We start from the raw sequence: 13,810 nt of genomic DNA, 5'->3' as shown, positions 1-13,810 counted from the left end.
TCTGCCTTGTGTTGCGTTGCACAGCAACCCCATTCTCGATATGCGCCCTGGCGCAGGAGACGACATGTCCGAGCGTATCGCCACGGTCAGCCGTGACACCAAGGAAACCCAGATCACTGTTACCATCAATCTCGACGGCAAAGGCCAGTTGAGCGGTGAGAGCGGGGTTCCCTTTCTCGACCACATGCTGGACCAGGTCGCCCGACACGGTATGATCGATCTGGATATGCAGGTCAATGGCGACCTGCATATCGATGACCACCATACTGTCGAGGATCTCGGCATCACCCTGGGCCAGGCCTTCGACAAGGCCATCGGCGACAAGCGTGGCATCTATCGTTACGGCCATGCCTATGTGCCGCTGGATGAAGCCCTGTCACGCGTCGTGATCGATTTCTCCGGGCGCGCTGGCCTGTTCATGGATGTCGAATTCACTCGCGCCAACATCGGCTGCATGGATACGCAGCTGTTCTGGGAGTTCTTCCAGGGCTTCGTCAACCATGCGCGGGTTACACTGCATATCGACAACCTAAAAGGCTTTAATGCTCACCACCAGGCCGAAACTATCTTCAAGGCCTTCGGTCGGGCTCTGCGCATGGCCGCCGCCCAGGATCCGCGCATGGCGGGTCAGATGCCCTCTACCAAGGGTAGTTTGTAAAATAAGGAGCATCCCATGACCATTGCCGTTATCGACTACGGAATGGGCAATCTGCACTCCGTTGCCAAGGCGCTGGAACATGTCACCCATGAAAATGTTCTAGTGACTCGCGATGCCCGTTCGATTCATGGCGCTACCCGTCTGGTGCTGCCTGGCCAGGGTGCCATCCGCGACTGCATGGGCGAGCTGGAGCGTACTGAACTGCAAGGCCTGGTGCAGGAACTGCTTGCCGAACAATCCAAGCCACTGCTTGGCATCTGTGTCGGCCAACAGATGTTGATGGATCGTAGCGACGAGAATGGCGGCGTTGATTGCCTGGGCTTTCTGCCCGGACAGGTCAAGCGCTTCCCCGCCGACATGAATGACGTCGATGGCAACCGCCTCAAGGTGCCGCACATGGGCTGGAACCAGGTCCATCAGCCGCTGGACCACCCGTTGTGGGCTGGCATCGAGCAGGACGAGAACTTCTATTTCGTGCATAGCTACTATGTCGTCGCCGAGCATGCCGCCCAGGTATTCGGCACCTGCGATTATGGCGATGTCAGTGCCCACGTCGCCATTGGCCGGGACGCCACCTTTGCCGTGCAGTTCCATCCAGAAAAAAGCGCCCGCGCGGGCCTGCGCCTGCTCGAGAATTTCGTGCGGTGGCAACCTTGACGACATTTCCACCGCATCGCGGCCAATACACAATGACATCTAAACAATGACACCTGAATAGCACCGCCGAATGGTGCTCCGAGGACACGACATGCTGGTAATCCCCGCCATCGATCTCAAGGACGGCAAATGTGTGCGTCTCAAGCAAGGCCGCATGGATGATGCCACCACCTACGGCGATGACCCTGTGGCCATGGCCGCACGCTGGGTCGACGCTGGTGCTCGCCGCCTCCATCTGGTCGATCTCAATGGCGCTTTCGAAGGCCGCCCGGTCAATGGCGAGGCAGTCACTGCCATTGCCCGCCGCTATCCGGATCTACCCATCCAGATTGGAGGCGGCATCCGTAGTGCCGAGACCATCGAGCATTACCTGAATGCCGGGGTAAGCCAGGTCATCATCGGCACCAAGGCCGTCAAGGAACCGGAATTCGTCGGCGAGATGTGCCGCTTGTTCCCCGGCCATGTAATCGTTGGCCTGGATGCCAAGGACGGCCGTGTCGCCACTGACGGCTGGGCCGAGGTCTCCGAGGTTCTGGCGGTGGATCTGGCCAAGCGCTTCGCCAATGATGGCGTGTCCAGCATCGTATACACCGATATTTCCCGTGATGGCATGATGAATGGCGTCAACGTGGAAGCCACGGCACAGTTGGCTCGCGAAGGCGGTCTGCCCGTCATCGCTTCCGGAGGTGTCACCAACCTGGATGACCTGCGCGCTCTGATCGCTGCTGGCGAGCCAGGTATTCTCGGCGCCATCACCGGCCGCGCCATTTACGAAGGCAGCCTGGACGTGGCCGAAGGCCAGCGTCTGTGCGATGAGCTGACTGCCGGCTGAAGTTACATACAAGGGCAACGATCATGGCTCTCTCCAAACGCATCATCCCTTGCCTGGACGTGGACGCTGGGCGCGTCGTCAAGGGCGTCAACTTCGTCGGCATCCGTGACGCCGGCGATCCGGTGGAGATCGCCCAGCGCTACAACCAGCAGGGCGCCGACGAGATCACTTTTCTCGACATCACGGCAAGCCACGAAGACCGTGCCACAACGGTAGAAATGGTCGAGCGCATCGCCGGTGAGGTCTTCATCCCACTGACCGTGGGTGGCGGTATTCGCACCTGCGATGATATCCGTACCATGCTCAACGCTGGCGCCGACAAGGTATCCATCAATACCGCTGCCGTGACCAACCCCGAGTTCGTACGTGAAGCTGCCGAGCGCTTCGGCAGCCAGTGCATCGTTGTCGCCATCGATGCCAAGAAAGTCAGTGCCGAAGGCGAGACACCACGCTGGGAAATCTTCACCCACGGTGGCCGTCGCCCGACGGGGCTGGATGCGGTGGAATGGGCACGCAAGATGGTGGATTACGGCGCCGGAGAACTGCTGCTGACCAGCATGGATCGTGACGGCACCAAGGCCGGCTTCGACCTTGGCGTCACCCGCGCCATCAGCGATGCGGTTCCGGTGCCAGTGATCGCCTCGGGTGGTGTCGGCAACCTCGACCATCTGGTGGAAGGCGTTATCGAAGGCCATGCCGATGCCGTGCTGGCCGCGAGCATCTTCCATTTCGCCGAACACACGATCCCTGAAGCCAAGCGCTACATGGCCGATAAAGGCATTACCATGCGCCTGTAAGCTCGAGAGATGTCTCGCACTTTATTGGCATGTTCGACCCAACCGGAGGGGGCCCTCCGGTTTCTGATATATGGAACCTTCATGCCAACATCGACAAGGATCGTCGCTATCCTGCTATCGGCATTGCTGCTTGCCCCAACCGGGGCAATGGCTCAAAAGCAAGACCAGCCAATACGCATGGAACTGGATCACGTACTGGTACAGACTAGTCTCTATACTCAACATTATGATCCGGATCCAGATCACAACAATCACCAGAGACTGATCAGCATCGAGCTCCACAATCCTCAGCACTGGCTGGCGGGGGCCGGGTGGTTCAAGAACTCCTATGATCAGCCCACCTGGTACTGGTATGCCGGTCGCGAGTTTCCCTTCTGGCAGCCTAGCAACAACACTCTGGTCCGAGGCAAGCTGACTGGCGGTCTGTTACGCGGCTACAAGGATGAGTATCGCGATAAAATTCCTTTCAACCACTCCGGCATCGCTCCAGCGATACTGCCCAGCATCGGTGTGCAGTGGGGTCGTGTAGAGTCGGACTTGATCCTGTTCGGCTCAGCAGGGTTGATGCTCACCGGCGGCATGAGCTTTTAACCATGAAATTTCGGTCAGAATCAATCGAGGGATAACCCAAGGTTGCTGACACCATTGTTACGCCCCAGCTTACGCAGAGATTTGAGCGCCTCTTTGTCGATCGCCCCTTCAACCTCTTCCAGGACGGCATCCTGGAAGTCGTTTTCGTCTTCCATTAGCGGATGCTCCTTAAGCAACTGTGAAAGCACCTGGGCATCTTCCTCGCCTTCGGTCAGCTCGATGAATGCTCGTACTCCAGCCTTGGACTTGACCTCCAGAAGCCTCGCCACTCGTGTCAAGGATGGCCGATCTGCATCGCCCAAAGCTGTCATCCTGTACTGGAGGCTCCAGCTCGGCGAGCTTCTCCGCCTGCTTATCGAAATCGATCTTGGCGTTCTTCACCGCCAGCTGTTCCCACACCAGATCGAGAACCGCACGTATGCCGGAGAGATCCCCATGCCCTGTAGTCTCGGCATAGAGCGCATAGTTGGGTAACAGACGCTCGGTCAAAGCAGCCATGAAAGCCTGCTGCTGGGGTAGAGAAAGCCCCACAAGACGCTGGTGGAAACCAAGCTTAGCCATGCAGTTTCAGTTCCTTTTTTACCTGTACGTTCCCAGCGCTCATGGCCAGAAACGCTCAACGGAGATTCGTCCGCGCACATCGAAGGCGATACCTTCATCGATCAAGCGACGACGCTGTTCATCGGCACCACTATGGTCAGCCAGCTTGCGTGAGGAAGTCACCACGCGAAACCATGGCAACTCGTGCCCCGAAGGCAGATCACGCAACGCCCTGGCAACCATACGCGCAGTGGCGCCATCGGTCATCTTGGCAATGCGCCCATAACTGGTAACTCGCCCTTCAGGAATCGAAGCGATGATAGTGAGAATCTGTTCTCGAACCAAAGGATTCATGTGACCATTAACACTGATGTCTGATTTGCTTATTCACGCGAGGCCAATATGCATTTTCATCTGCTGCAGCATCAACCACACCAGGGCCCCGCACGTATTGCCGACTGGCTGACAAGCATGGGCCACAGTTTCACTATCTTCCACCTTTACGATGGCGAGCTGCCACCAAGGCCAGCCGACTGCGATGCGCTGATCATTCTCGACGACCATGAAAACAGCCAGGAACAGCCGTGGTCACGCGCCGAAAACAAGCTGATCGACCAGATGCTCGACGGACAAAAGCCATTGCTGGGACTCGGCACCGGTGCTCTGCGGATCGCCGCGGCACTGGGTGCGCCAGTAGGTAACGGTAGCCGAGCCGAAGCGGGCTGGTACAAGATTCACCTGGCCGATGACAGTCCCTTCGACCTGCCTGATGACTTCACTACCCTGCTCTGGCACCGCCAGGTTTTCGGCCTGCCCGATGATGCACTGCCACTGGGAGGTAGCGAATCCAGCCCAGTGCTGGGCTACTCCTGGGATGCGGGACGGGTGGTTGGTCTGTGCTGCCTGTTGCATCTGCATGGCAGCAGTCTCAGCGAGTACCTGGATAACACGCCCCTGCCAGAAGGGCATGACACCAGTAGCGCGGTGCAGTCACCAGGCGCGATACTCGCCGAAACCAGGATCCTGAACGATCAGGCCTCCCTTCTCGATAGAGTACTGACCCAGTGGCTGGACAATGCCCACTGACCCAGACACAGCATGCCCCGAGCTCAATCTGCTCCCGGGGCAGTCGAGAAAAATCCACCTGATGCCTTGAGGTTGGCCTAGCGGTTTTCCTCACACCACTGCCGAGCAGCGTCAAGACAGCTGTCCCAGTCCCCTACGTGGAGAAAATGCTGCTCAGCATGTTTCTCCAGCTGGTAACGGTACATGGGATCGTAATATTCCGTCAGCAATGGCGCCAGCCAGGCTTCATGGGCCTGGCGATTGCCTCGTTCATGCTCACGGAAGGCCAGTTGCTGTAGCCGCTGGAAACGCGCCAGCCGAGCACTGCCAAGCCGTTTCTTCAAGCGCCCCAGGGCGGATGATAGCTGCTTGCGCATCAGCGCCCAGCCCAGCCACTCGCCGAACTGCTGGCGATAGATAGCCCACAGATCATCGATATAGTCCTTGTGGATCTGGCGCAGGCGCCAGTCCAGCGGCATTTCCACCCGCACCCGCGGTGCAGCTTCCATGCTATGCCAGAACTCCAGCGGAATATTGGCTGTCCCGATATGGCGTGATTCATCCTCCACAACCAGCGGGCCAGACAGCGACAATAGCCGCAGCCCCATGGCATGCTCGAAGTCGATCTGGGAGGGTGCAATCAGCGGATGGCGGCCAAAAGCAGAGCCCTTGTGGCGGGCGCAACCTTCCAGGTCCAGACCTTCGTCAAGTGCCTGTACCAGAGCGGTCTTGGCACAGCCAGTCAAGCCACCTACCACCAGCAATGGCTGTCCGGCCGCGGCATCGACCCGCTCGAGCAGGCCTTGGCGCATGGCCTTCCAGCCCCCTTCGATACGCGGGCGCAGGATGCCGGCCTCATGCAGCCACTGCTGAGAAATCTGAGAGCGCAGACCGCCACGGAAGCAGTAGATGATGGCGTCCGGCGTCTTCTCCAGCTGGCTTCGCCAGGCCTCGACACGCGCTTCCTTGATGGCCCCGGCGACCAGCTGATTCCCCAGCGCAATAGCAGCATCCTGACCATGTTCCTTGTAGGCAATACCGACAAGACGCCGTTCCTCATTGTCCATCAGTGGCAGGTTGACTGCGCCAGGCAGGCTGCCCTGGGCAAATTCCACTGGCGCACGCACATCAATCAAGGTGCGCCCTTCACGCAGCAGGTCCAGATCAGCTGGAACCAGCGGCAGCTTCATCCGAGCACCTCGATCAGCGCCTCACCCTTGGCCTTGATGATCTCACCGAAAGGCACAAGCTCAATGCCATGATCACGACCAACACGCTCGACATCGTCCTGCCAGGAAGGATGCACCGTGATAAGCAGACCACCGGAAGTCTGTGGATCACACAGCCACTGCCAATGGGCCTCATCCATATCAGGCAAGGCCGCGCCGAGGGCTGTGCGATTACGCCCAGTGCCGCCAGGTACCGCTCCCTGGCGGCGATAGCTCTCCGCTTCAGCCAGGCGCGGTAGGCGACGGAAATCAATCCTCGCCGCGACACCGCTGGCAGCACACACCTCGGAAAGATGTCCAGCCAGACCGAATCCCGTGACATCGGTCATCGCATTCACGCCCTTGATCCGGGCCAGCTCAGCCCCTATGCGATTGGACTTCAGCATGGTTTCCCGCGCCAGGTTCTGATGGCCATTCTCCAGCAGACCGCGCTTCTCTGCCGTCGTCAGCAGCCCGACACCCAGCGGCTTGGTCAGATACAGCAGGTCGCCAATCTGAGCGCCTTTGTTGAGCTTGAGATGCTGAAGATCGACCAGACCATTCACTGACAGGCCAAAGATAGGTTCCGGAGAATCAATGGAGTGCCCCCCTGCCAGGGCCAAGCCCAGTTCACGACACACCGCCTGGGCGCCCGCCATCACATCGCCGGCAATCTCTGCACTTAGCTTGTCCAGCGGCCAGCCAAGAATGCCCAATGCCATGACCGGTGTCCCACCCATTGCGTAGACATCACTGATGGCATTGGTAGCGGCGATACGCCCAAAATCGAAGGGATCATCGACGATGGGCATGAAGAAGTCAGTGGTGGCAATCATTCCGCGCCCATCACCAAGATCGAACACCGCGGCGTCCTCTCGCCCCTGGTTACCCACGATCATCTGCGCATGGCCCGCACCGGGGCCAGCCTGGGCCAGGATACCGTCAAGCACGTCGGGGGCGATCTTGCAGCCACAGCCGGCGCCGTGACTGTACTGGGTCAAGCGGATGGCGCTCATTGCAATCTCCTGAAAACTGAAAGCGCTAGACAAGCGAATATTGCCGCCATTCTACACCAGAGCGGGCGTGCCACGGTCACTCCCCGGGAACCTTCCTCTTCCTCCTATCAGGTACTGCCTATCTGGCACACCGATCAGGAGCTACAACCGATCGGGAGCTACAGGACTTCCAGGGCCTCGGACAACTTGTCCACCGCCACGACCTCCATTCCAGGAGGAATGGTCTTGGGCACATTGCCACGCGGCACGATGGCCTTGGTGAAACCGTGCTTGGCGGCCTCGACGATTCTCTCCTGGCCGCTGGGTACCGGACGGATTTCTCCAGACAGCCCCACTTCGCCAAATACCACCAGTTCACGCGGCAGGGCTCGGGTCTGTAAACTGGAAACCACGGCCACCAGCACCGCCAGATCAGCACTGGTTTCGAGTACCTTGACCCCGCCGACAACATTGAGGAAGACATCCTGATCGCCGGTAAACAGGCCGCCATGGCGATGGAGCACCGCCAACAGCATGGACAGACGGTTACCATCCAGGCCGACCGCCACTCGGCGCGGATTGCCCATGGCCGATTCATCCAGCAGTGCCTGGACCTCGACCAGGATTGGGCGCGTACCTTCCCAGACCACCATCACTACGCTGCCAGGTGCCTGCTCCTGCTGACGGGAAAGGAAGATGGCGCTGGGGTTCTTCACTTCCTTCATACCATGTTCCAGCATGGCGAGATCCAGCAACAGTGATGCATCAATCATGTGCTCAAGCATTGACCAGCACCACCAGCAGCAACACAGTATTGCTCTGCTTGGCGAAGCGGGTCAGGACCGCAGCCGATTCGCGCACCTGGGCCACGCCTCCCGGTGCAGAAGAAATATCTTCCAGATGCATCGTCTGGATCGAGTCAATGACCAGGATTTCCGGACGCTCCCGCTCTGCCACTGCCAGAATCGTCTCGACACTGGTCTCTGCCAGCATCTTGAGCCCCTGAGTCGGCAGTTGCAGCCGATGAGCGCGCATGGCCACCTGAGACAACGATTCCTCACCGGTCACGTACAACACATTGCATTGCTGGGCCAGCTTGCAGGCAGTCTGCAACAGCAAGGTCGACTTGCCTGCGCCAGGATGGCCACCGAGCAGCACCGCCGATCCAGGCACCAAGCCGCCACCCAGCACACGATCGAACTCAGCGAAAGTGGATGACAGGCGAGGCACCTCGGAGAGATCCACATTGGCCAGATCCACAACTTCACGGGATAGATTGCCACTGTAGCCGCTACGCGTCGCAGAGGCACTGGAGCCACCGCGCCCAGGAGGCGACAGGCGCACCTCACTGAGGGTATTCCACTCCATGCAGCTGGAGCATTGCCCCTGCCACTTTCGATATTCAGCACCGCATTCAGTGCAAACGAAGGCGCTCTTGGACTTGGCCATGATCCCTGTGCTCACTCGGCATCACAAAAGAAATACGCAGTTGCAGAACATCTGCCAGAAACAGCAAGGGGCGGCCTTGTAGGCCGCCCCTCATGGCAACAGGACTCGCGATCACTTGCGGGTCAGTTGCAACATGCTGTTGTTCTGGAAGCGACGACGGTCGGGGTCGATCAGTTCCAGCGTGCGCGGATCTACACGCATGAAATAGTAAGTCTGACCTTCGCCATTCGGGGTCAGTTCATAGACGGTCGCGCTGGGGTCGTCGGCTGTGCCACTCAGCACTTCCCAGTTACCGTTGTAAGTCTCATCCGCAGGATTCTGGGGATGGTTGCGATAGGAGGCAGTCAGGTCAAAGGTACGCTCTGTCGGAGCGCTCGCCTCTGTACCCTTCAGGTCGACGGTCAGGTCGATGCCATCGCAGTTACGGCACGGCAGAGTACCTTGGTAAGTCGCTGTTTGCGCCTGCATGGCGTCCTTGGATTCCGTGTCATCGGAACCGCTGCTGGCACAACCGGCCAAAAGGGCAAGCATGGCCGATCCAACCAGCAATGTCCTGAGTCGCATATGAGTCCTCCTAACCTTTGAGCATATGGAACCGTGTCGTGATGACGGTCTCCTGGTCGACAGCATAACCTCCCAGGACGTCCTCGCCCACCCCCTTTGCTTATCCTGCAGGAGGCATGACATGAGTAAAGACCAGCCCCAGAACGATAGGCATCACCACCAAGCTGCCTAGATTACCAATCAGCACCAGAGATGCCACCTTGTGTGGCTCCTGGCGATACTGCTCCGAAACCAGGTAGTTGAGAACGGCAGGAGGCAGTGCTGCAAACACCCATAACGATGCAGCCTGCAAGCCACTGAGCTCGAACAGCACAATCAATGGCCAGGCCAGCACCAAGCCCGATAGCGGGCATAACACCGCGCCCAGCAGCCCGCTGCGCCAGTCACTGAAATCAATCTCCAGCATGCGCACCCCCAAGGCAAACAGCAGTAACGGCACACATACCCCACCCAGCATGTGCAGGGCCTCGAGTAGCCAGCTGGGCAACTCAACGCCACTCAAGTTGCACACCAGCCCCGCGATACTGGCCAGCACGATGGGCATACGCAGCAAGCGCCACAGAGGGGTATGGGGGCTAAGCATGTACAAACCCACAGAAAAATGCAGCAGCATCTCGACAATGAACAGCACCACAGCGGCCGGCAATGCCTTATCACCAAACGCCAGGATCAGCAGTGGAATTCCCATGTTGCCGGAATTGTTGAACATCATCGGCGGAATGAAGGTCTTCGGTTCCAGCTTGAGCAGCTTGACCACCGGCCACACCACAAGCCCCGACCCCAGCACCACGATCACCCCGGAAATCGCCAGGCCGGTATACTCCGCCAAGGGGGCCTGGCGGTCGGCCAGCACCACGAAAGCCAGCATCGGAACGAATAGTTCCATGTTCAGCGTGTTCAGTACTCGAATATCAGGCGAACGGAAGCGTCCATACAGAGTTCCTGCTCCGGATATCAGAAATACCGGAAGCAGAGTCGCGAGAATGCTGGCAGTCATGTAGTCCCTTGGATATTAGTCTGCGAACAAAACAGTGCCGTTCAGCGTATCATGCATACCTCTTGCGTGGTGCGGGCTCTCGGGTCACCATGACCAAAGTGTTAGGGAAACACTGCATATTACTCAGCATTTCCCTAGGCCCGTGCTTACCCCTCTTTAACTTCCTGCCAAGCGAGTACCCATGAGCCAATTGTGGAGCCCCGCCGTGCGGGAGCTGACGCCTTACATACCCGGCGAGCAGCCCCGGGAGCGGTTGATCAAGCTGAATACCAACGAAAATCCTTACCCTCCCGCTCCTGGCGTGGAGAAGGTGCTGCGTGAATTTTCTGCCGACCATCTGCGCCGCTACCCGGACCCGACGTCCAATGCTCTACGTGCAGCACTGGCCAAGGCACTTGGTACAGACGTCGCCCATGTCTTCGTCGGCAATGGTTCGGATGAAGTGCTGGCCCTCGCGTTCCAGGCCTTTTTCCGCCAGGACAAGCCATTGGCCATGCCGGATATTTCGTACAGCTTTTATCCGGTGTACTGCCGCATGTACGCGATCGAAAGTCAGTCCTTCCCGCTGGACGATGAATGGCGCGTGGACTTGGATGCCCTCGCAGCTTCCGACAATGGGGGCATCATCTTCGCCAACCCCAATGCACCGACCGGCCACGGCCATGGCCGTGCTGCCATCGAGGCCCTGTTGCAGAAAGTTCAGGACCGAGTCGTGCTGGTCGATGAGGCGTATGTGGACTTTGGTGGCGAAAGCGCAGTGCCCTTGGTGGACAAGTACCCCAACCTGCTGGTCACCGGTACCTTCTCCAAGTCGCGCAGCCTGGCCGGCATGCGCCTGGGTTATGCCGTGGGATCACCAGAGCTGGTCGAAGGCCTGACCCGGGTGAAGGATTCCTTCAACTCCTATCCGGTAGATGCCCTGGCCAGCGCCATCGGCATCGCTGCCCTGGAAGATGTCGACCACTTCGAAGCCACCCAGCAGGCCGTCATCACCACCCGCGAGCGCACTTCCCAGCAATTGAGCAAGCTCGGCTTCAAGGTCCTACCCTCCCAGACCAACTTCGTGCTTGCCTCGCATCCTGAACAGGATGCCGCCCAGCTCTTTCTCGGTCTACGGGAGCGTGGTGTCCTGGTGCGCCACTTCAACACGGCGACACTACGCGACTGGCTACGCATTACCATCGGTACTGACGATGAAATGGATAGCCTGATCGAAGTGCTGTCGGAACTGTGCCGCTGATAACAGTCAACCAAGAATAGGAACAGGCATAGAAACAGGCATAGAAAAGAGCCGCCGAAGCGACTCTGTGGTTATGCTGGTGCGGCTATGCTGACGAAGTACTGTTCGGCGAGTGTCGCTCTGCTGATGCATGCCCTGGATAACATATCCTGGGCATGCATGGTTACAAGCTAGGCTCCTGACGCGGGCCACGCCTGGCACCTGGACCACTCTTGACGCCAGGACCACCTTTGGCACCTGGACCAGCGTTGGCATTAGGGCCTTTAGCGCCTGGAACACCGCTGGCATTGGGGCCACCTTTAGCACCCGGGCCACCGCTGGCATTGGGGCCACCTTTAGCACTCGGGCCGCCACTGGCATTGGGGCCGCCTTTAGCGCCTGGGCCGCCGCTGGCATTGAGGTCGCCTTTAGCGCCCGGACCACCATTGGTATCGGGGCCACGTGGCGTGCCTGGACCATCTTCGGCGATGGTTTCTGCTGCCTTGTTCAGGTCGAGCTCAGGCTCCTTATCACGTCGGCTGACTAGCGACTCGGCCGGACGAGTGACACGGGCATCGCTGACACAGGCACCATCATCTTCGATGATGCGCGATGGCGCGGTCCAACTCTGCTCGGTGTTGTGTACCGCAGGACGGCGCTCATAGGAGCGGGTCACAACGTCGGCAGGCGAGAAGCCCTGGCGGGAGTCAGCCAGGTAGTACGGCAACATCCACAACTCCGCCACCAGGCGGATACCCACCATGGCAAGAAACATCACCCCCGCACCTATCGCCAACGGAGGCCAGGCATCAGCCCAGCTCATCTCGCTCATCCAGGGAGTGCGCGGCAGCAGCCAGTACAGGCCTGCAGCCATCGTGCTGAGCTGCAGCAAAAAATGGCAAAACAGCAAAACCCTACGGGGCAAGGGTGCGCGCGGAAAGAAAAACTGGCGCATGACTAAGATCCTCGGTTACGGAAGGGCTATGCTACCGCAAAGGAGGTAGGTGTCGTCACTGTGCCACGAAGGCGACGCTGGTGTCGCCAATTGCTATCAATGTCCAACAAAACTTCTTGTTTTCAAGCAATTAATGCCACTCTTGTGCTTTCAAACACTACCCAGTCAACGACATGTTTTCATGACATGCTTTCAAGTACATGGCCTATGGCATCTGAGGTAGGTCGATTTCATCGCTCCGGCGTACGCCTTCCGTCATCTGCCGACATTGGCGCAGAAATTCACGCATACCGGCAGTGAGGTACTTATGGCGATGCCAGATAAAGGTGAACTGTCGGCACAAATCCAGCTCTGGCGTGGGAATCGGCACCAGGCTGCCGCGCCGAAAGGCATCACGCAGTGCCAGGCGTGAAACACAGCCAATACCTAATCCGGACTCCACTGCTCGCTTGATGCCCTCTGTATGCTCCAGCTCCAGCAGAGTATTGAAGCGGCCTCGACGATGGCGAGCCGCCTGCTCAAGGGTCATGCGTGTGCCAGACCCTTCTTCGCGCATGATCCACGCCTCTCGCAGCAGTCGGTCCAGCTCGATGGGTCCTTGACCAGCCAGCGGATGATTGGGAGCGCAGAACACCACCAGGTCGTCCTCTACCCATGGTTGCGCAATCACGTCATCTTCTTCGCACTGGCCTTCGATTAGCCCTAGGTCCAACTGGTGATGACGAACGCGATCGATGATGGCTCTGGTGTTACGCACTTCCAGGCGTACTCGGCTACCTGGATGCTGCTGCATGAAATCACTGATCAGCAACGTCGCCAGGTAGTTGCCTATGGTCAACGTCGCTCCAACCTCAAGATTCCCGATGCCCTGCTGGCCTCGCAGCAGCTCTTCCACTTCCTCGGCCCGGTCAAGCAGAGCCACGGCCTTGGGCAACAGCTGGAACCCCAAAGCATTGAGCTTGAGTCGCTTGCCAATGCGATCTAGCAACTGGCAGTCGAACTGCCGCTCCAGCTCAGCCAGGGCAGTACTGGCAGCAGACTGCGAAAGAGATAGCGCTCGTGCTGCCTGAGACACGTTTTCGTGCTGGGCGATAGCTACGAAGACTTCAAGCTGACGCAGGGTATAACGCATAAGGACACCTTGTGGGATCGCTCATGAAGTCGAGAAAGGAAACCTATCATCCATATTATAGATAAGTGATATCCATACAATCCATTTAACAGATAACGCCCCACGCCTTAGAATCACCAGCAAGCCTATAGACAACCTTATATTCCTCACT

The 13,810-nt window shown here is 58.6% G+C and carries 14 protein-coding genes and 2 pseudogenes; 7 read left to right on the top strand and 9 right to left on the bottom strand.

All coding sequences use genetic code 11. From position 1 onward, the window contains the following. Positions 1-64 precede the first annotated feature (64 nt). The 5 genes from hisB (at position 65) to E4T21_RS00340 (ending at position 3,535) form a co-directional block, all read left to right on the top strand. Positions 65-658 (top strand): imidazoleglycerol-phosphate dehydratase HisB, encoded by a 594-nt coding sequence (hisB, locus tag E4T21_RS00360; protein ID WP_149282493.1) that lies wholly within the window; start codon positions 65-67, stop codon positions 656-658. 15 nt (positions 659-673) lie between these two features. Further along, on the top strand, positions 674-1,315 hold the full coding sequence (gene hisH / locus E4T21_RS00355; RefSeq protein ID WP_149282491.1) for an imidazole glycerol phosphate synthase subunit HisH: 642 nt from the start codon (positions 674-676) through the stop codon (positions 1,313-1,315). A gap of 91 nt (positions 1,316-1,406) precedes the next feature. After that, on the top strand, positions 1,407-2,147 hold the full coding sequence (gene hisA / locus E4T21_RS00350; protein ID WP_149282489.1) for a 1-(5-phosphoribosyl)-5-[(5-phosphoribosylamino)methylideneamino]imidazole-4-carboxamide isomerase: 741 nt from the start codon (positions 1,407-1,409) through the stop codon (positions 2,145-2,147). 23 nt (positions 2,148-2,170) lie between these two features. Further along, positions 2,171-2,944, top strand: a complete 774-nt coding sequence (gene hisF / locus E4T21_RS00345; protein WP_149282487.1) for an imidazole glycerol phosphate synthase subunit HisF — start codon at positions 2,171-2,173, stop codon at positions 2,942-2,944. Positions 2,945-3,025: 81 nt separating this feature from the next. Further along, a complete protein-coding gene (locus E4T21_RS00340) occupies positions 3,026-3,535 on the top strand; it encodes a hypothetical protein (RefSeq protein ID WP_149282485.1) in 510 nt (169 codons plus the stop codon). Between the two features lie 20 nt (positions 3,536-3,555). Here E4T21_RS00340 and E4T21_RS00335 read toward each other — a convergent pair. Both E4T21_RS00335 and E4T21_RS00330 read right to left on the bottom strand, forming a co-directional pair. Next, a pseudogene (locus tag E4T21_RS00335) lies at positions 3,556-4,096 on the bottom strand (YjaG family protein). A 39-nt stretch (positions 4,097-4,135) separates the two neighbouring features. Next, a complete protein-coding gene (locus tag E4T21_RS00330; RefSeq protein WP_149282483.1) occupies positions 4,136-4,429 on the bottom strand; it encodes an MGMT family protein in 294 nt (97 codons plus the stop codon). A gap of 48 nt (positions 4,430-4,477) precedes the next feature. On the opposite strand from E4T21_RS00330, the gene E4T21_RS00325 reads away from it, so the two are divergent. Further along, a complete protein-coding gene (locus E4T21_RS00325) occupies positions 4,478-5,161 on the top strand; it encodes a type 1 glutamine amidotransferase (protein WP_149282481.1) in 684 nt (227 codons plus the stop codon). 77 nt (positions 5,162-5,238) lie between these two features. Here the strand turns inward: E4T21_RS00325 and mnmH are convergent, their stop codons facing one another. The 5 genes and pseudogenes from mnmH to E4T21_RS00300 form a co-directional block, all read right to left on the bottom strand. Then, positions 5,239-6,330: a tRNA 2-selenouridine(34) synthase MnmH gene (gene mnmH, locus E4T21_RS00320; RefSeq protein ID WP_149282479.1), complete on the bottom strand. Its 1,092-nt coding sequence runs from the start codon at positions 6,328-6,330 to the stop codon at positions 5,239-5,241. After that, positions 6,327-7,364, bottom strand: coding sequence for a selenide, water dikinase SelD (gene selD / locus E4T21_RS00315; protein ID WP_149282477.1), 1,038 nt, complete (start codon positions 7,362-7,364; stop codon positions 6,327-6,329). The genes mnmH and selD overlap by 4 nt, the downstream gene beginning before the upstream one ends. Positions 7,365-7,522: 158 nt before the next feature. Next, a pseudogene (locus E4T21_RS00310) lies at positions 7,523-8,792 on the bottom strand (DNA repair protein RadA). A 111-nt stretch (positions 8,793-8,903) separates the two neighbouring features. Next, positions 8,904-9,356 carry a copper resistance protein NlpE N-terminal domain-containing protein gene (locus E4T21_RS00305; protein WP_149282475.1) on the bottom strand — a complete coding sequence of 151 codons (453 nt, stop codon included), beginning with the start codon at positions 9,354-9,356 and terminating at the stop codon, positions 8,904-8,906. Between the two features lie 100 nt (positions 9,357-9,456). Next, positions 9,457-10,353 (bottom strand): AEC family transporter, encoded by an 897-nt coding sequence (locus E4T21_RS00300; RefSeq protein ID WP_149282473.1) that lies wholly within the window; start codon positions 10,351-10,353, stop codon positions 9,457-9,459. A gap of 181 nt (positions 10,354-10,534) precedes the next feature. On the opposite strand from E4T21_RS00300, the gene hisC reads away from it, so the two are divergent. After that, positions 10,535-11,593: a histidinol-phosphate transaminase gene (gene hisC / locus E4T21_RS00295; RefSeq protein WP_149282471.1), complete on the top strand. Its 1,059-nt coding sequence runs from the start codon at positions 10,535-10,537 to the stop codon at positions 11,591-11,593. 163 nt (positions 11,594-11,756) lie between these two features. Here the strand turns inward: hisC and E4T21_RS00290 are convergent, their stop codons facing one another. Both E4T21_RS00290 and E4T21_RS00285 read right to left on the bottom strand, forming a co-directional pair. Continuing rightward, positions 11,757-12,446, bottom strand: coding sequence for a hypothetical protein (locus tag E4T21_RS00290; protein ID WP_187775066.1), 690 nt, complete (start codon positions 12,444-12,446; stop codon positions 11,757-11,759). Between the two features lie 286 nt (positions 12,447-12,732). Then, a complete protein-coding gene (locus E4T21_RS00285; RefSeq protein WP_149282469.1) occupies positions 12,733-13,659 on the bottom strand; it encodes a LysR family transcriptional regulator in 927 nt (308 codons plus the stop codon). Between the last annotated feature and the right edge of the window lie 151 nt (positions 13,660-13,810).

It is taken from the genome of Halomonas binhaiensis (assembly GCF_008329985.2).
In the GTDB taxonomy this organism is placed as follows: Bacteria; Pseudomonadota; Gammaproteobacteria; order Pseudomonadales; family Halomonadaceae; genus Halomonas; species Halomonas binhaiensis.
The sequence above is the reverse complement of the archived record's forward strand: the minus strand, read 5'-3'. Positions and strand labels throughout refer to the sequence as shown.

Excerpts from the sequence above, each read along its gene's own strand:
- hisB (WP_149282493.1), top strand. The coding sequence starts at position 65 with ATGTCCGAGCGTATCGCCACGGTCAGCCGTGACACCAAGGAAACCCAG.
- hisH (WP_149282491.1), top strand. The coding sequence starts at position 674 with ATGACCATTGCCGTTATCGACTACGGAATGGGCAATCTGCACTCCGTT.
- hisA (WP_149282489.1), top strand. The coding sequence starts at position 1,407 with ATGCTGGTAATCCCCGCCATCGATCTCAAGGACGGCAAATGTGTGCGT.
- hisF (WP_149282487.1), top strand. The coding sequence starts at position 2,171 with ATGGCTCTCTCCAAACGCATCATCCCTTGCCTGGACGTGGACGCTGGG.
- E4T21_RS00340 (WP_149282485.1), top strand. The coding sequence starts at position 3,026 with ATGCCAACATCGACAAGGATCGTCGCTATCCTGCTATCGGCATTGCTG.
- E4T21_RS00330 (WP_149282483.1), bottom strand. The coding sequence starts at position 4,429 with ATGAATCCTTTGGTTCGAGAACAGATTCTCACTATCATCGCTTCGATT.
- E4T21_RS00325 (WP_149282481.1), top strand. The coding sequence starts at position 4,478 with ATGCATTTTCATCTGCTGCAGCATCAACCACACCAGGGCCCCGCACGT.
- mnmH (WP_149282479.1), bottom strand. The coding sequence starts at position 6,330 with ATGAAGCTGCCGCTGGTTCCAGCTGATCTGGACCTGCTGCGTGAAGGG.
- selD (WP_149282477.1), bottom strand. The coding sequence starts at position 7,364 with ATGAGCGCCATCCGCTTGACCCAGTACAGTCACGGCGCCGGCTGTGGC.
- E4T21_RS00305 (WP_149282475.1), bottom strand. The coding sequence starts at position 9,356 with ATGCGACTCAGGACATTGCTGGTTGGATCGGCCATGCTTGCCCTTTTG.
- E4T21_RS00300 (WP_149282473.1), bottom strand. The coding sequence starts at position 10,353 with ATGACTGCCAGCATTCTCGCGACTCTGCTTCCGGTATTTCTGATATCC.
- hisC (WP_149282471.1), top strand. The coding sequence starts at position 10,535 with ATGAGCCAATTGTGGAGCCCCGCCGTGCGGGAGCTGACGCCTTACATA.
- E4T21_RS00290 (WP_187775066.1), bottom strand. The coding sequence starts at position 12,446 with ATGGCTGCAGGCCTGTACTGGCTGCTGCCGCGCACTCCCTGGATGAGC.
- E4T21_RS00285 (WP_149282469.1), bottom strand. The coding sequence starts at position 13,659 with ATGCGTTATACCCTGCGTCAGCTTGAAGTCTTCGTAGCTATCGCCCAG.